A 14,419-nucleotide genomic window follows, 5' to 3' on the forward strand; every position below is an offset into this window, starting at 1 on the left:
AAAAACCTAGAGCAGGATCACCCCCCACACCAGCCCGACCATGGTCAGCGCCACGAACTGGGCGGCGCTGCCCATGTCCTTGGCGTTCTTCGACAATGGATGGCGATCGAGGGAAATACGGTCGATCGCCGCCTCTACCGCGGAGTTGAGCAGTTCGACGATCAGGCCCAGGAGGCACACCGCGATCAGGATGGCCCGCTCGGCACGACTGACATCCAGCCAGAATGCCAACGGCACCAGGATTACATTGAGCAGCACCAGCTGGCGGAAGGCCGCCTCGCCAGAGAACGCCGCACGCAGGCCATCGAGGGAGTAGCCCGCCGCATTGAAAACACGTTTGAAACCGGTCTGACCTTTGAAGGGCGACATAGAAGAACCACTTCCGACTGTGGAAAGCGCTGCAGACTAGTGCACCGCGAGTCAAAAAACCGTGAAGGTCGTTAATCAGCTGGAGGAAACCGACTCCAGTTGCTGCAACAGCAGTGCGGCCTGGGTCCGTGTGCGCACACCCAGCTTGCGGAAGATGGCCGTGACGTGGGCCTTGATGGTCGCCTCGGAGACATTCAGCTCATAGGCGATCTGCTTGTTCAGCAACCCTTCGCAAACCATGGTCAGAACGCGGAATTGCTGCGGTGTCAGGCTGGCCAGGCCTTCGCTGGCAGCCTTGGCCTCGGCGGAGACATCGACCTTCTCGAAGGCCTGCGGCGGCCACCAGACCTCGCCATCGAGCACCTTGCGCACAGCATCCTGGATGTCCTCCAGCGGGCTGGACTTGGGAATGAAACCACTGGCGCCGAATTCCCGGGACTTGACGACGACCGCCGCTTCTTCCTGGGCCGACACCATCACCACCGGAATCTGCGGATACTGCCCGCGCAGCAGCACCAGACCGGAGAATCCATAGGCACCGGGCATGTTCAGGTCGAGCAGGACCAGGTCCCAATCGGATTTTTCGGCGAGACGGGTTTCCAGTTCGGCGATGCTGGCGGCCTCCACCAGACGCACGTCAGGGCCCAGCCCCAGGGTCACGGCCTGGCGCAGGGCGCTGCGGAAAAGCGGGTGGTCATCGGCAATCAGGATTTCGTAGGTGGCCATCGATCTAATGAACCTGTTCTGTGCTGGATCCGGAAGTTTCATCATTATGAAGCAAAGTGCAACATTTGCCCCTTGGACTATAGGAAGGGCCTAAGGCGCTGATGGACAGCATCGTCGATGTCCAGCGGCAGGCGGAACTTGGCCCCCAGGTAGTGAGCACTGAAAACATCGAGGTAGGCATCCAGTGCCTGCGCGGCATCCTGGTCGCCGGCCAGCTCCAGGCACATCGCCGCCACTTCTGCGGTACAGAAATGGTCGTCGCGCTTCGAGCGGCGCAGACGGTATCGGGAGATCTGCTCGGGCTCCAGGCTCAGCACCGGGAAACGGTCCAGGTAAGGACTCTTGCGGAACATCTTGCGTGCCTCGGTCCAGGTCGCATCCAGCAGGATGAACAACGGCCGCTTGCCCGGCTGCGGACGCACCTCGGTGACCACGCGCGACGACTCGACGAACTCACCCGGGAACACGATATAGGGTTGCCAGTCGGGCTTTTCGAGCAGGGCGAGCAATTGTTGGTCCACCATCGTACGCTGCCAGCCGAAGGCGCTGGTATCGTCGATTACGTCGGCAATAAGCCAACCGGTGTTGGTTGGCTTGAGTGGCTCAGTGTCATGCATCAGCAGGCACATCGCCGACGCCGCCGCGACCCGTGGGCGCCATGCGCACAGGCAATAATCGAAGATCACCCGGCAATCAGGACAACGCGGAGCGCGGGAACCACGGGCGACAAAGGGTTTGATACTTAGGGCCAGGCGCTCGGCGCGCAGGCGTGAGACAGCGTGGCTCATGAAGACATTCGACGAGAAAGGATAACGACAGGCAACGGCAAGCGCTCGGACGGGCGGAATCGGCGGGAGTTTACGGCACAACGCTTTACCGTGCAGGGAAATCTCCGACTCCACTATAATCCCGGGCTTATTGATGGTTGCGAATGACTGCGCTCGTGACGGAACACGACGTGCGGATGCGGGTCAAAGCGCCAGTTACCGAATCTGGAGAAGTGAATGCTGCGTTTCATCGCCCCCACCCTGAGCTTGCTGCTGGTCCTGCCGATCGCCGCCAATGCCGCGTCCAAGCAGGAATACGAATTGAGCCAGATGCTCGAGAAAGTCGCACGGGACAGTAGCGTCGGAACCCCACGCGCCATCAACGAAGACATCCTCGACCAGGGTTACACCGTCCAGGGCCCGCAACTGATCAACCATTTGAGCGTCCGCCCCAGCCACGCCGAGCAGATGCGCGCCAATCCGGACAAGGTACGTGACCAGTTGGGCGCCAGTGTCTGTACCAACAATGGCTATCGCCAGTTGCTGGCACGAGGGGCTGTATTGACTTACCAGTTCACCGAATACAAGACCAACCGTCCGGTGGCCGTGGAGAACTTCAACGCGCAAAGCTGCGGCATCAATGGCAAGAAGAAGTAACTACATCAATTGACTGCTTTCGCGCCGTTGTTCCTCATCGGCGCGCAACTCCGCGACCAGCGCCTGCAGATAGCGTGAACGGCGCTCGCCGCCTTCCAGCCGGCGCAGGCATTCCTCTTCGAACGTCAGGTTGTTGGCCCGGGCGGCATTTTGCAAAAGCCGGAACAGCTGGCTATCGACCTCCAGACTGATACGTTGCATAGGCAGCCTCCCTGAGCCGCATATCGCCAAGGTTCAGTTAACCAGAGCATTCGGAATATTGGATCCTATCTGACGAGCGGCGCATATCGTTGCCGAGGGAAACACGACGACGATCTGTCATGACCTCATGCGTACATGGGCGATGAAGCGCAAACACATGGTAGGGTCTAGATTGATTACAAACATCTTTCCAATACCGGACAGACACAGGAGGCTGTCCGCGCCCGGTCCGTGCCGCGACAAAATCCCGAAAAAGAGAACACAAAGGGATAGGTCATTGCTGCAAAAAGGAGACGTTTGATGCCTTATCTACCCAACGAGCTGCTTGCCAGCCACTTCAGGAACCAGGGAATCGACCTGGACCACATCGACCGGCAACTGAGCCTGGTCGCCGCCGACAGCCCCAACCTGCCGCTTTACCGGGACATGATGCTCACCGTGCTGCGCATGGCCCACGACGACAGCAACCGCTGGAACGCCAAGATCACCCTCCAGGCCCTGCGTGAACTCGACCACGCATTCCGGGTGATGGAACAGTACAAGGGACGCCGCAAGGTCACCGTATTCGGCTCGGCCCGCACCCCGGTCGAACACCCCATGTACGCCCTGGCCCGGGAGCTGGGCGCGACTCTGGCCCGCTCGGGGCTGATGGTAATTACCGGCGCCGGGGGCGGCATCATGGCCGCTGCGCACGAAGGCGCCGGCGTGGACAACAGCCTGGGCTTCAATATCACCCTGCCCTTCGAGCAGCACGCCAATGCGACGGTGGACGGCACGGACAAGCTGCTGCCGTTCCATTTCTTCTTTATTCGCAAACTGTTCTTCGTCAAGGAAGCCGATGCACTGGTGCTGTGTCCAGGCGGGTTCGGCACCCTGGACGAAGCATTGGAAGTGCTGACCCTGATCCAGACCGGTAAAAGCCCGCTGGTGCCGGTAGTGTTGCTGGATGCGCCCGGCGGCAGTTTCTGGGAGGACGCACTGGCCTTCATCAAGCGACAACTGGAAGAAAACCGCTACATCCTGCCCACCGACATGAAACTGGTACGTCTGGTCAACAGCGCCGAAGAGGCGGTCGCCGAGATCAACCAGTTCTACGCCAACTATCACTCCAGTCGCTGGCTGAAAAACCAGTTCGTGATTCGTATGCAGCATCCCCTGAGCGAAGCGGCACTGCTGGACATGCAGGAGAGCTTTGCCGACCTGCGCCTTAGCGGAGATTTCAGTCAGCACGGCTATACAGGGCCGGAACAGGACGAGGCCGGGTTCAGCCATTTGCACCGTTTGGTATTTGCGTTCAACGGACGCGATCAGGGCCGTTTGCGGGAACTGGTGGACTTCATCAACCTGCCGGAAAACCGTGAATCCCAGCCATCCATGCCTGCCGCACAGCGCACACGGCAACCATCCAGGGTCACCTGAGCGCTATCAATCGTCGAAGCTTCGGCCGCTGAGCAGGCGGCCGACCCTCTCCATGGAAAAACCGCGATAGACCAGGAAGCGGGTCTGTCTGGCCCGCTCGCGTGGGTCACTCGGTAACTGACCGGAAAACTTGCGCTGCCAGAGATCAACCAGTTGTACCTGCCAATCAATGTCGGCGTCACGCAATGCCTGCTCGACATCGCCCCGAGGTAGGCCGCGCTGGGTCAGCTCCTCGCGAATACGCGAGGGTCCAAAGCCCGAACGCGCCCGTGAGCTGATATAGCTTTCCAGATAACGGGTTTCGCTCAGCAGCCCCTCGTCCGCCAGGCGGTCGAGTTCGTGCTCGATCATTTCAGGAGGGGCGCCGCGCTGACGCAACTTGCGCGTCAGCTCGGCTCGACCGTGCTCGCGGCGTGCGAGCAGGTCCATGGCTGTCCGCCTGACGGCGACGGGGGTGTCGAGTACAACGGACATGCGCGGGCTCAGAAGTCGGCGTCAGCGTCGGCCATGTCTTCCGCAGATTCGTTTTCTGCTGCGGCTTTGCCGGCAGCATCGACGGCACCCGGGTTCAGCAGTTTTTCGCGGATCTGCTTCTCGAGGGTCTCGGCGATTTCCGGGTTCTCGGCAAGGAACTTGGCCGAGTTGGCCTTGCCCTGGCCGATCTTGCTGCCCTGGTAGCTGTACCAGGCGCCGGATTTCTCCAGCAGACCGTGCAGCACGCCCAGGTCGATGATCTCGCCGTTGCGGTAGATGCCCTTGCCGTAGAGGATCTGGAACTCGGCCTGACGGAACGGAGGCGCGACCTTGTTCTTGACGATCTTGACGCGGGTTTCGCTGCCGACCACTTCGTCGCCTTCCTTCACCGCGCCGGTACGACGGATGTCCAGGCGCACCGAGGCGTAGAACTTCAAGGCGTTACCACCGGTGGTGGTTTCCGGGCTGCCGAACATCACGCCGATCTTCATGCGGATCTGGTTGATGAAGATGACCAGGCAGTTGGCGTTCTTGATGTTGCCGGTGATCTTGCGCAGGGCCTGGGACATCAGGCGGGCCTGCAGGCCCACGTGCATGTCGCCCATCTCGCCTTCGATCTCGGCCTTAGGCACCAGGGCCGCGACGGAGTCGACGATGATCACGTCGACGGCGTTGGAGCGCACCAGCATGTCGGTGATTTCCAGGGCCTGCTCACCGGTGTCCGGCTGCGAGACCAGCAGGTCGTCGACATTGACGCCCAGCTTGCCGGCGTATTCCGGGTCCAGCGCGTGCTCGGCGTCGACGAAGGCGCAGGTGGCGCCGGCTTTCTGGGCCTGGGCGATGACCGAGAGGGTCATGGTGGTTTTACCGGACGATTCCGGACCGTAGATCTCGACGATACGGCCTTTTGGCAGGCCGCCGATGCCGAGGGCGATATCCAGGCCCAGGGAGCCGGTGGAAATGGCCGGGATCGCCTGACGTTCATGGTCGCCCATGCGCATGACCGCGCCTTTACCGAATTGACGTTCGATTTGACCCAGGGCCGCAGCCAAGGCACGCTTCTTGTTGTCGTCCATTGAAGTCCTCACGTAATCGATAGGGCCTGACGGCCAGAAACAACTGTATAAGTAGCCAGTATTATTCCACAGGGTTTTGTTTCCGCCTACCCCCGATTCGTGAATTACTCCGCACCAAGCTGTAACAAGCCCTCTAGCGCGGCTATTACCGTTTGTCGGCGCACGCTTTCGCGATCGCCGTCGAAGTGCCGGCGCTCGCTGCTGACGTGCTCGCCGTCGGCCCAGGCCAGCCATACCGTGCCCACCGGCTTGGCGGCTGAGCCACCGTCGGGCCCGGCCACGCCGCTGACCGCCACGGCGAACCGCGCGCCGCTGGCAGCACGGGCGCCGCGGACCATGGCCTCGACCACCTCCTGGCTGACCGCGCCGACCTGGTCGAAAAGCGCTTCCGGCACCTGCAACTGACGGGTCTTCTGCGCATTGGAATAGGTCACGTAGCCCGCCTCGAACCAGGCCGAACTGCCGGGCACGCGGGTGATGGCCTCGGCGATGCCGCCACCGGTGCAGGACTCCGCGGTGGTGACCTGGGCATTGAAATGACGCAGACGTCCGCCCAGGCGGATGGAAAGAACGGTGATCGGGTCCATGGCAAGCTCCTTGGGAAAACCGCCCTACCCTACACCACTCAGAAGGCCAGTGCGCGTACGTAGGCCTGGCAGGCATGCAGGGCGATCAATCCTTCGTCGCCGTCGGCGGTGATGGCGATAATTCGTTGAGCATGCGCCGGGTCAAGTCGGGCTCGCGAGGGGCCATGAACCAGGCTGCCGGCGGGGGTGGTGGCAGGCACAATGGTGGAGTCGGTGTCGCTGGCGAGGAGGACTGACAACCGCAGATCAGCAGTAGCCAGGCGGTCGCGCAGGCGCGCCTGAGTCTGTCGGGCATCGATAAGCTCCCGGGAATGGGTCTGGTCAGCGGACTGGATGCGTTGTTCAAGAGCCTGGCGACGGCCCTGCTCATCCTGCAACCGTGCGGCAAAGGCCTCGGCCTGTTGCCGACGCTCGTCGGCGTATTCGTTTTCGCGCACGGCCATGGCCCGCTCATGACGCCAGGCCTGGACCTGCCAGGTCAGTGCACAGGCCGCCAGCACCAACAGGGCCAGCGCGATCAGCCGTGCACCGGTCAACACAGCACCTCCCGTGCCCGGGCCCAGAGCTTGAGGCGATCCTCCAGCCCGTTGAGCCCGCCATTGATGTGCCGGGTAATGCGATTGAACTCGCCCAGGTCGGCCAAGCGATTGAGCCCGCGCGAATGCCAGAACCAGGCGGCAGACTCCGTCGCCCACTGGGGTTCCTCAAGCATCTGCGGACGCGCCAGCAGGCGCTCGTCCTGGAACAGCGCCATGCTGCAGGCACGGTAGTTGTTGCGTCCGGTGATCTGGATCAGGCCGCGGCCGCAGTAGAGTTGGCCATCGCCGTCGGCCTCGGGGGTGTTACCCAGGCGCAGGGCCAGGGTGCCGGTGTCGTAGCGCGCCAGGTACTGGTCCTGGCCCAGTTCCTTCACGTAGCGCAGTTGCCCGGACTCGTGACCGATCTGGGCGAGAAAGGCGGCCATGCGGCGTGGTGTGTCGATAGACCAGTGCGCCATGGCAGCATTCAATGGCGCAACGAAAACGCCCGCTGAGGTGCGGGCGTTGGGATAGATGCGGAACAGCTCGGATTCTGTCAGGTTCATTTGGGCTCCTTGCTCTGCGTAACCTTGAGCGGCTTGCTCTGCCGGGTCTTTTGGCTTTTCGCCGTGGACTTGCCCTGGTTGGTGCCGTTGCATTGCACGGTGGTGTCCCAACCCGAAACGGTGAAGGTCTGGGTTACCGTGTCGATCAGGTAATCGCCATCCAGCCCATCCTTGAAACCCTGCACCCGCAGCATGCGCTCGGCAAACAGGTCGGTGCGTCCGGCCATTTCCAGGGACACCGTGGCGGTACTGCGCTTGAAGGCCTCCATGCGGGCCTTGGCTGCCTGTTCCGCGGCGCTTCTGTTCGGATAGATATGCCGCTCGGTAAAGACCGCACCGACATCATCGGGCTTGTCTTCGTTTTCCACCCGGACGGCCTGCTGCTGGCCGCTGGCCGGGTCCTGGTAATGGGTCTGGGCCGCCTTGTACGTAGCCCGGTCCTTCAACTGGAACTTCCAGCGGCGCACATCATGCAGCGCTACCCCGACCACCCCGAGGTCCTTGCCACTGGCGCTCTTGCCAGCCTGGCGGGGCAACACCAACAGCGCACCGTCGGCGATCTTGGCGGTACAACCGTATTGCTGCGCGATGCGGGTAATAAAGTTGAAATCCGATTCCTTGACCTGTTCGACCCGAGGAATGGCGGTGGTCACCGGGCACTGTGGCTGCCAGCCATTGCGCGCGGCGATGTCGCGGACAATCTGCTGCAGCGTCCTGTTCTCCCAGCTACCACTGCGAATGGTCTTGCCGGTCCCGCGCATATCCGCTGCCTTGCCGCGGATTTCCATGGTCTGGGCCGGTCCGCTGAGATCGATCTGATCCACCGTATAGCGCCCCAGCCGTGTCAGCTCCTGACCGGAATAGCCGAGGTAGACCTCCAGTTGCGCTCCCCGCGCCGGCAGGGCCAGGGCACTGTCACGGTCATCGAGCCTGAGCTCGAAGTCATCGGACTCCATCCCCGTCTTGTCGGTAGTACGCAGGAGCAGGACACGGTCGTTGATCAGCGCCGTTATGTCCTCGCCGTCGGCGATGATGCGAAACACAGGTTGCATGTTCAGGCTCCCGAAAAAGCAGACCCCGCACGAGGCGGGGTCTGATACTGCAAATGACTCAATCCCACAGCATGAGCGTGGAGTCGCTGGTGCCGGACAACACCGGCAGCCTGATCAGCACGCCAGCGCGAAACGGCTGGGCTTCGTCGGCCAGGCCCTGGTTGGCTGCCAGCACCGCCTCGACACTGCCGCGCAGATGCCCGTAGTAGTGCTGGCACAGGGTATCGAGCAGATCCCCTTCAGAGGTTCGGCATATCGTCGCCATAGCTCACGAACTCCAATGTGAAGGCTTGCTTGCCCGGGATGCCGCCTGCCAGGAAGCTGTCCTGGGCTTCGGTCACGCTGACCAGGCACCAGTTGCCGAGGATCTCCCCGTAGCCGGTAGTGAGGCTGAAGGGCTTCAGTTGCTGGCCGATGCTGCGCAGGCGCTCCAGTTGACCGAGCCCGCCCTTGAACGAAGGAAAGATCGCGCCTTCCAGGGTGATCTTGTCATCCCCCATGGCCACGGCCTGCTGCGCCCGGCTGCGCGACAGGCGATCCTGACCGGCCCAGTTGAACGCCTTGGTGCGCTTGAACTGGTTGAACGCTGCGGTATCAAGGTTGAAGTAAAAAGCTTCCGCGCCGTTTTCCAGCGGTTGCAGAACCAGCAGGTGTGGAAAGGGCTTGACCGCTTCTTCCGCCGGCGTCGTCCGGGGCGCGAAAGCGCCGGTCGGCAGGATAGCGCCCAGCGACGGGCTGACCTTGCCGGCAACCCGGTTGATCGCTGCGGCGGCCTTGCCGGCTTGCTCGGAGAAACTCTCCAGCCGGCCCTCGACCTCGCTTATGACACTGACCGCCCGGTTGTACGTCGCCGCAACCGTCCCCACCGTCGATTGCGCCACCTCGATGGCGCGCAGGGTGCGTTGCAGCTTCTGGCCGATGATTTCGCCCACGAAGGGCAGGTTTTCCAGCTCGGTGGCCGCACCGGTGATATCGCTGACGGCGCCATTCAAGGGCCCCAGCATTTCATCGGCACTGCGCCGGCCGGCCTCGCCCGCCGCTACCAGTGAGCGCAGGCTGGATTGCATCGATTCCATATAAGCCATGATTGCTCCTCAGGCGACAAAGGTGACGGCAGGTGTGTCCCAGATATGTCCGCCGCTGTTGGCCTGCGCGGCGTAGCCGTTGAACAGGCGCTGGATCTCCGGTTGCAGGATCCGAACCAGTTCGGCAGGGTCGGTCACGCTGCCCTGGATATTGATGGCAATGGTGGGCGACACCGCAAAATGCTGCGGCGTGCTGGTAGTGATCGACACGGGCGCGGGAGCAGTGGGCGCCGGCAAGCCGGCAGCCGACGGACCGGCTTCGCCCAGGGAGCGGACCACGTCACCGCTTTTCAGAGGCAAGGGAGGTCGCTCACCTGCCGGTTGCCCAATCGCCGGATTGGGGCTGTCGATCCTCGCGCCCCGGAACGGGATGACCGGTGCCAAAGGACGAGCGCCCTGCCCCGGACCACCCGTTTCGCCGGGCGCCTTGAGCAACAGGGCAGCCGCCTCGGGCGCCTTGACGACCGTCAGCAACTTGCCGGCATCCGCCCCGGGCAGTTCCGCCAGAGGAGGCCTGGCGCCAGACGTATCCGGCCTGGCCTCGTCGCCCCAGAGTTCATTGACCTTGCGCCCCGCAACCTTTCCGAGCTTGCCACCGATGTAACCACCGGCTAGCGCCCCGACAGGCCCGAGGAACGCGCCAAGCAGGCCCACGGCCAATGCCCCCGCGGCCTCACCATAGCCTTCGGCTTTTTCCCGGCCGGTTTCGGCGTTCTGGTAAGTATCGAGCGCCATGACCGCGCTGCCTGCTACCGCCAGGGCACCGCCCAAGAGTTTTGGCACAAGCGGAACCTTGGAAGGGCGCGGAACTTCTGGCAGAAGCGTCCCGACCTTGGCCACAGCCTGCCCGACACGCGCGCGCCACCCAGGCGCCCCGGGTGCCGGCTTGAACACCGTCGCAGCGGCCTCCGCCAGCACCTTGCCGCGCGGTCCCGCGACCGTCCGTACCGCCTCCAGCAATGCCTTGCCCTTGGCCAGCGCGGCGAACGAGGTCAGCAAAGCGGCCCCACCCACCACGACCCCGCCAAGCACGGTTACCACCGCGCCCAACTGCTCGACCACCCTGCCCAGGACGTTGGCGCCGGTGGTCATCAAGGAAGTCCATTGCGAGTAGAGCGGTGCCAGGGCTCCGCCTACCGCAACCGAGACCCCGTCGTAGGCGGATTGCTGCGCCTTGCCTTGCCACTCGAGCGTTTGACGGCGGTCCGCCAGATCATTTTCGATGTAGTTCGGGGTCGGCCCCTTGGCGCTCGACGGCATGAACGCCTGGCCGTACCGGCCCATGTCGGCCGCGGAATTGCCTCTCTCGCGCTGGTACTCGAGAAAGAGCGCTTTGGAATTGCTGACGATGTCGTTGTAGTTCCCGGTCTTGCCGGATTCCTGTTGAAGAATCGCCGAGAGACGAATGGCGTCCTGCGGATCTCCTCCCACTTGCGGAAGCAGCCGCGTGATCGCCTCGGCTGTCTGGGAAATGCCAAGCGATCCGGCGCCAGCCTGGCCGACAAGGGTATTGAGCAGGCGTTCGAGCGCATCGCTGCCCTGCCCCGGGGAAAGGGTACGAAACAGTCCGGCAGTCACGCCTTCGCTCACCTGCTGGCCATCGCTGAACCTGGCGGCAAGACGCCCCTCCGGCACCAGCGCGTTGAGGCCCATGCCGGCATCGAACATGCCCAGGAGCTGGCTGGCCGCTTCGGTTTTGCTCAGGCTGGTGCCATAGGTCATCCTGCCGATCTGCGCCTCGATCCTTGCCCTCTGTACCTCTCGCTGCGCGGGATCCTTCTCTCCCTGGATCACCAGCTTGCTGACGATGCCCTCGTAGGTGGCGAAACGATCCACTGCACCGTCCGCCGACTGCAGGACGGTTCGGGATGCATCGTTAACCCGTTCCTGCGCATCCTCCCTGCCGGGTGACTGCCCGGCAGCCGGAAAACGCACGGCCCCCATGGCCTTGCCCAGCTCGTCGTAGGATTTGGTCAACCTGGGCAAGGTCTCCAGTTGGGTGGACAACCTCTTGCCGATCTCCCCCAGGGAGGCCTGCCATTTCTGCGCCGACTCCGCCGCCGCGTCGTTGGTCATTCTCAAGGCCGAGGCAAGCGGTAACGCCTGCTCGGTGGCGCGCCTCAGGGCCTCGCCGATGCGCAATGCCAACGACTCGATCCGCACCACCTGGGCCTCGACCAGGTCGAAGACCTGGCCAAGGACAGGTTCGACGGCACCTCCTATGTTTATCTGGACTTTCAGTTCGCCCGCCATATGTCCTCCATGCGCGCAAACCGGCTCACTCTGTGAGCCACCAGACCATGTCGGAATACGACATGGTCATGATCTCGGTGGCAGAGAAATTCAGCTCTCTGGCGAGCCGCTTCGCTGCCGCTTTCTGACGCGAGGGATCAAAGCTCGTCGTCCTGCACCAGGCGAAAATAGCCGGCCTGCAGACGGCTGTAGTCCTTCAGGGCCAGGCCTTCCAGATCCTTGACAGCGACTTCGGCGAGGGAGGCGAACAGGTTCAGCTCCCGGGTTTCGTCGTCGGCACCGCCCGATTGCGCGGCGCGCAGGTCACGCACCGTGGGCGCCCGCAGCGACAGGCTGTCGACCTGAATGCCGTTGGCCTCGGTGGCGCGGCTCAACTTCACCACCACGCTGTCCGCGCTGACGGTCAGCCAGGCGGGTACCTTCGTTGCTTGCTTCATACGAGCTTGTCCTTGTGTCAGAGGCCGAGGGCGGTACGCTGGGCGGCGAGTTGGTCAACGCCGTTGACCACGCGCTTCATGCCCAGCGGGTCGATCTCGTACAGCAGCCGGCCATCGATCTCCAGCTTGTAGTAGGTCAGGGACACGACGTGATTGGTCTCCGGCTTTTCGGAGGCTTTCCAGTCGCCCATCTCGACCTCCTTGAGCATGCCGCGCAGGGTCACCACCACCGGCGTGATCGCCCCTTTCAGGCCCTTGAATGCACCACGGAACGTGCCGTTGAATGCCGAGCTGTCGGCCAGGCCGAAGAACTTCAGCGCTTCACGGCGAACGCCGGTGGTCTTGAAGCTCGCGCTCAGCGCCTCCATGCCCTGGTCGATCTCGATCGCGGTATCCATGCCACCGACACGGTGGCTCTCGACCTTGATGGCGAGCTTGGGCAGGGTCAGGCTGGTGACGTCGCCCTGGAAGCTGACGCCATCGACGAACAGGTTCAGGTTCGCCAGGGTTTGCGGAATCATTGCCATCTGTTGTTTCTCCTTAAGCGTTTTGGTCGAGGACTTCGGTCAGCCACTGGTTGGTGACCTCGACGCGGAAGTTGGGGTTTTCGGCAGGCGGTACGTCGGTGAAGCGGATGTTCCAGTAGACCTTGCCCTGCTCCAGCTGGCTGGCGGTGTTCAGGTCCGGGTCGGCGTAGACCTCGAAATTGATGATCGCGCCCTGGGCCTTCAGGTCGCGCATGAAGTTCTCCAGGCCCTCGGTCACGTCCTTGACGTAGGTCGCGGTGATCGAGCGGTCAACTGCCCATTTGTGGCCGTAGAGGATCGCGTCCATGACGATGTCCATGGTCCGCACGCGGGTGACGAAGGCCCATTTCGGATCGCTGGACAGGGTACGGTTGCCCCACAGGCGGAAGCCGTCATCACGGATGATGGTGGTGATGTTGGCGTTGTTCAGCAGATTGGCCCGGCAGCTTTCATCACCGTCGAGGAACTCCACGGCACGGGTGGTACCGGTGATGCCGACGAACTCCTTGTTCGATGGCGAGGCCCAGAAGCCGTATTCGTTGTCGGTCCAGGCGAACAGACCGGCGACCCAGGCCGAGGCCGGTGCATCGACGGTGGCGTCGGCGCCGGTGTCCCAGTACTGCACGCCCGGATCGACCATGAACGCGCGCTTGGCGCCGAAGTTTTCCGCATAGGCCAGTGCGGCCTCGTCGGTGGTGCCCGGACCGTCGATGATGGCCAGGCCGCGCAGCTTGTCGGCCAAGGCCACCAGGGCGGTGCCGACAGCCTGGGTGGCACTGTGTTTCGGGGTCACCAGCAGACGTGGCTGGGCGTTGAAACGGCTCTTGCCGTCGAGCAGCGCCTGCAGGCCAGTACGCTTGCCGTTGGCCTCGACGCCGCCGATGATCGCCGAGGTCTGCTCGGCGGCATCGCTCAGCCTGGCCACGCCGCAAGCGACGATGACCGCCTTGGCCCGGGCAAAGACAGCCCGGCAGGACTTGGTAATGGCGGCATCGGCGCCGAACGCGGCAACGGCTTCACGCTCGCTGGTGATCAACACCAAGTCGTTGGCCTTGGCCGTGGCGGTCGGGCCTTCGGTGAAGGTGTCGACCAGGCCGATGATGGAAGAAGACGGCAGCGCGATGCTGCGCGCACCGGTGTCGACGTTGGTTACGGTGACGCCGTGGAAGAATCCACTCATAGGTATTTCTCCAGATGTGAAAAGGCCCCGTCGGTGCGGGGCCTTCGTAGTGTGTTGCGGGTAAGAAAAAGCCCCGGCGGTGCGGGGCTTCATTGGGTTTGAAGAGAGATCCAAAGCGGCGCTTCAGGCCGCTGCTCACTGTCGGGGAATGCCTCGGAAGCAGGCCAGTCGCGCAGGTGCTGCCGGTATTCCAACAATGCGGAATACTCCTCAAGCGAATTCGACGTGGTCAGCTCGAGGCTGCGCTCTTCGCTGTAGCGCGCGACGAGCCATTGCGTTTCATTGAGCTGACGGTCCCGCCAGGCACGCTCGATTGCGGCGAGTTCCCCCACCGATAGCGGTGGGCGCTCGACCAGGACAGGCAAGCCTTGCTCGTCGTGATCGCGGACTTTCGAGGGATCGGGGTTGCGAATGACCTGGTCATAGCAATCGTCCGAAATAAGGACCGCATCTTGCGGAATGTCGCTATGCAGCCCTTCCAGATAGGTAGCTCCGGTACTGCAGCTATAAAAACGTTTCACGGTG

At 62.9% G+C, this 14,419-nt stretch carries 19 protein-coding genes; 2 read left to right on the forward strand and 17 right to left on the reverse strand.

Annotated elements, in window-relative coordinates:
• Window positions 1–6: 6 nt before the first annotated feature.
• The 3 genes from ACPFMA_RS22370 to ACPFMA_RS22380 form a co-directional block, all read right to left on the reverse strand.
• Window positions 7–369 carry a diacylglycerol kinase gene (locus tag ACPFMA_RS22370; RefSeq protein WP_009395173.1) on the reverse strand — a complete coding sequence of 121 codons (363 nt, stop codon included), beginning with the start codon at window positions 367–369 and terminating at the stop codon, window positions 7–9.
• A 75-nt stretch (window positions 370–444) separates the two neighbouring features.
• Window positions 445–1,095 carry a response regulator transcription factor ErdR gene (erdR, locus tag ACPFMA_RS22375; RefSeq protein WP_009395174.1) on the reverse strand — a complete coding sequence of 217 codons (651 nt, stop codon included), beginning with the start codon at window positions 1,093–1,095 and terminating at the stop codon, window positions 445–447.
• A 77-nt stretch (window positions 1,096–1,172) separates the two neighbouring features.
• Window positions 1,173–1,883: a tRNA-uridine aminocarboxypropyltransferase gene (locus ACPFMA_RS22380; protein WP_009395175.1), complete on the reverse strand. Its 711-nt coding sequence runs from the start codon at window positions 1,881–1,883 to the stop codon at window positions 1,173–1,175.
• 216 nt (window positions 1,884–2,099) lie between these two features.
• On the opposite strand from ACPFMA_RS22380, the gene ACPFMA_RS22385 reads away from it, so the two are divergent.
• Window positions 2,100–2,519, forward strand: a complete 420-nt coding sequence (locus tag ACPFMA_RS22385; RefSeq protein WP_009395176.1) for a quorum-sensing-regulated virulence factor family protein — start codon at window positions 2,100–2,102, stop codon at window positions 2,517–2,519.
• On the opposite strand, the gene ACPFMA_RS22390 is transcribed toward ACPFMA_RS22385, so the two are convergent.
• Window positions 2,520–2,720: a hypothetical protein gene (locus ACPFMA_RS22390; protein WP_009395177.1), complete on the reverse strand. Its 201-nt coding sequence runs from the start codon at window positions 2,718–2,720 to the stop codon at window positions 2,520–2,522.
• A 300-nt stretch (window positions 2,721–3,020) separates the two neighbouring features.
• Between ACPFMA_RS22390 and ACPFMA_RS22395 the strand changes: the two genes are divergently transcribed.
• A complete protein-coding gene (locus tag ACPFMA_RS22395; RefSeq protein WP_064302321.1) occupies window positions 3,021–4,139 on the forward strand; it encodes a TIGR00730 family Rossman fold protein in 1,119 nt (372 codons plus the stop codon).
• A 6-nt stretch (window positions 4,140–4,145) separates the two neighbouring features.
• Here the strand turns inward: ACPFMA_RS22395 and recX are convergent, their stop codons facing one another.
• From recX to ACPFMA_RS22460, 13 genes are all read right to left on the reverse strand, one after another.
• Entirely contained in the window at window positions 4,146–4,613 is a 468-nt protein-coding gene (gene recX, locus ACPFMA_RS22400) for a recombination regulator RecX (RefSeq protein ID WP_064302322.1), read from the reverse strand.
• 8 nt (window positions 4,614–4,621) lie between these two features.
• Window positions 4,622–5,689 carry a recombinase RecA gene (recA, locus tag ACPFMA_RS22405; protein WP_009395182.1) on the reverse strand — a complete coding sequence of 356 codons (1,068 nt, stop codon included), beginning with the start codon at window positions 5,687–5,689 and terminating at the stop codon, window positions 4,622–4,624.
• A gap of 104 nt (window positions 5,690–5,793) precedes the next feature.
• Complete coding sequence (locus tag ACPFMA_RS22410) at window positions 5,794–6,276, reverse strand: CinA family protein (protein ID WP_009395184.1); 483 nt, start codon at window positions 6,274–6,276, stop codon at window positions 5,794–5,796.
• A gap of 38 nt (window positions 6,277–6,314) precedes the next feature.
• Window positions 6,315–6,812 carry a lysis protein gene (locus tag ACPFMA_RS22415; RefSeq protein ID WP_425930624.1) on the reverse strand — a complete coding sequence of 166 codons (498 nt, stop codon included), beginning with the start codon at window positions 6,810–6,812 and terminating at the stop codon, window positions 6,315–6,317.
• Window positions 6,809–7,360, reverse strand: a complete 552-nt coding sequence (locus tag ACPFMA_RS22420) for a glycoside hydrolase family 19 protein (RefSeq protein ID WP_425928773.1) — start codon at window positions 7,358–7,360, stop codon at window positions 6,809–6,811. Before ACPFMA_RS22420 ends, ACPFMA_RS22415 begins: the two co-directional genes overlap by 4 nt.
• Window positions 7,357–8,412: a phage late control D family protein gene (locus ACPFMA_RS22425; protein ID WP_420057930.1), complete on the reverse strand. Its 1,056-nt coding sequence runs from the start codon at window positions 8,410–8,412 to the stop codon at window positions 7,357–7,359. The genes ACPFMA_RS22420 and ACPFMA_RS22425 overlap by 4 nt, the downstream gene beginning before the upstream one ends.
• Before the next feature lie 58 nt (window positions 8,413–8,470).
• Window positions 8,471–8,677 carry a tail protein X gene (locus ACPFMA_RS22430; protein ID WP_425928774.1) on the reverse strand — a complete coding sequence of 69 codons (207 nt, stop codon included), beginning with the start codon at window positions 8,675–8,677 and terminating at the stop codon, window positions 8,471–8,473.
• Window positions 8,652–9,497, reverse strand: a complete 846-nt coding sequence (locus tag ACPFMA_RS22435) for a phage tail protein (protein WP_425928775.1) — start codon at window positions 9,495–9,497, stop codon at window positions 8,652–8,654. The genes ACPFMA_RS22430 and ACPFMA_RS22435 overlap by 26 nt, the downstream gene beginning before the upstream one ends.
• Before the next feature lie 9 nt (window positions 9,498–9,506).
• The gene (locus ACPFMA_RS22440; RefSeq protein ID WP_425928776.1) at window positions 9,507–11,750 is read right to left on the reverse strand and encodes a hypothetical protein; all 2,244 of its coding nucleotides are present in this window, start codon (window positions 11,748–11,750) and stop codon (window positions 9,507–9,509) included.
• A 137-nt stretch (window positions 11,751–11,887) separates the two neighbouring features.
• A complete protein-coding gene (locus ACPFMA_RS22445) occupies window positions 11,888–12,187 on the reverse strand; it encodes a phage tail assembly protein (RefSeq protein ID WP_009395200.1) in 300 nt (99 codons plus the stop codon).
• A gap of 17 nt (window positions 12,188–12,204) precedes the next feature.
• Window positions 12,205–12,714, reverse strand: coding sequence for a phage major tail tube protein (locus ACPFMA_RS22450; protein ID WP_279897019.1), 510 nt, complete (start codon window positions 12,712–12,714; stop codon window positions 12,205–12,207).
• Window positions 12,715–12,727: 13 nt separating this feature from the next.
• Window positions 12,728–13,894 (reverse strand): phage tail sheath subtilisin-like domain-containing protein, encoded by a 1,167-nt coding sequence (locus ACPFMA_RS22455; RefSeq protein ID WP_425928777.1) that lies wholly within the window; start codon window positions 13,892–13,894, stop codon window positions 12,728–12,730.
• A gap of 89 nt (window positions 13,895–13,983) precedes the next feature.
• On the reverse strand, window positions 13,984–14,415 hold the full coding sequence (locus tag ACPFMA_RS22460; protein ID WP_064302331.1) for a phage tail assembly chaperone: 432 nt from the start codon (window positions 14,413–14,415) through the stop codon (window positions 13,984–13,986).
• Between the last annotated feature and the right edge of the window lie 4 nt (window positions 14,416–14,419).

Origin of the sequence: Pseudomonas sp. NyZ201 (assembly GCF_049860765.1) — a bacterium.
In the GTDB taxonomy this organism is placed as follows: Bacteria; Pseudomonadota; Gammaproteobacteria; order Pseudomonadales; family Pseudomonadaceae; genus Aquipseudomonas; species Aquipseudomonas bharatica.

Bases quoted from the DNA above. Each gene is read 5' to 3' on its own strand.
- ACPFMA_RS22390 (WP_009395177.1), bottom strand. From the start codon at position 2,720: ATGCAACGTATCAGTCTGGAGGTCGATAGCCAGCTGTTCCGGCTTTTG.
- ACPFMA_RS22370 (WP_009395173.1), bottom strand. From the start codon at position 369: ATGTCGCCCTTCAAAGGTCAGACCGGTTTCAAACGTGTTTTCAATGCG.
- recA (WP_009395182.1), bottom strand. From the start codon at position 5,689: ATGGACGACAACAAGAAGCGTGCCTTGGCTGCGGCCCTGGGTCAAATC.
- ACPFMA_RS22435 (WP_425928775.1), bottom strand. From the start codon at position 9,497: ATGGCTTATATGGAATCGATGCAATCCAGCCTGCGCTCACTGGTAGCG.
- ACPFMA_RS22425 (WP_420057930.1), bottom strand. From the start codon at position 8,412: ATGCAACCTGTGTTTCGCATCATCGCCGACGGCGAGGACATAACGGCG.
- ACPFMA_RS22410 (WP_009395184.1), bottom strand. From the start codon at position 6,276: ATGGACCCGATCACCGTTCTTTCCATCCGCCTGGGCGGACGTCTGCGT.
- recX (WP_064302322.1), bottom strand. From the start codon at position 4,613: ATGTCCGTTGTACTCGACACCCCCGTCGCCGTCAGGCGGACAGCCATG.
- ACPFMA_RS22450 (WP_279897019.1), bottom strand. From the start codon at position 12,714: ATGGCAATGATTCCGCAAACCCTGGCGAACCTGAACCTGTTCGTCGAT.
- ACPFMA_RS22395 (WP_064302321.1), top strand. From the start codon at position 3,021: ATGCCTTATCTACCCAACGAGCTGCTTGCCAGCCACTTCAGGAACCAG.
- ACPFMA_RS22455 (WP_425928777.1), bottom strand. From the start codon at position 13,894: ATGAGTGGATTCTTCCACGGCGTCACCGTAACCAACGTCGACACCGGT.
- ACPFMA_RS22445 (WP_009395200.1), bottom strand. From the start codon at position 12,187: ATGAAGCAAGCAACGAAGGTACCCGCCTGGCTGACCGTCAGCGCGGAC.
- ACPFMA_RS22440 (WP_425928776.1), bottom strand. From the start codon at position 11,750: ATGGCGGGCGAACTGAAAGTCCAGATAAACATAGGAGGTGCCGTCGAA.
- ACPFMA_RS22430 (WP_425928774.1), bottom strand. From the start codon at position 8,677: ATGGCGACGATATGCCGAACCTCTGAAGGGGATCTGCTCGATACCCTG.
- erdR (WP_009395174.1), bottom strand. From the start codon at position 1,095: ATGGCCACCTACGAAATCCTGATTGCCGATGACCACCCGCTTTTCCGC.
- ACPFMA_RS22420 (WP_425928773.1), bottom strand. From the start codon at position 7,360: ATGAACCTGACAGAATCCGAGCTGTTCCGCATCTATCCCAACGCCCGC.
- ACPFMA_RS22385 (WP_009395176.1), top strand. From the start codon at position 2,100: ATGCTGCGTTTCATCGCCCCCACCCTGAGCTTGCTGCTGGTCCTGCCG.
- ACPFMA_RS22380 (WP_009395175.1), bottom strand. From the start codon at position 1,883: ATGAGCCACGCTGTCTCACGCCTGCGCGCCGAGCGCCTGGCCCTAAGT.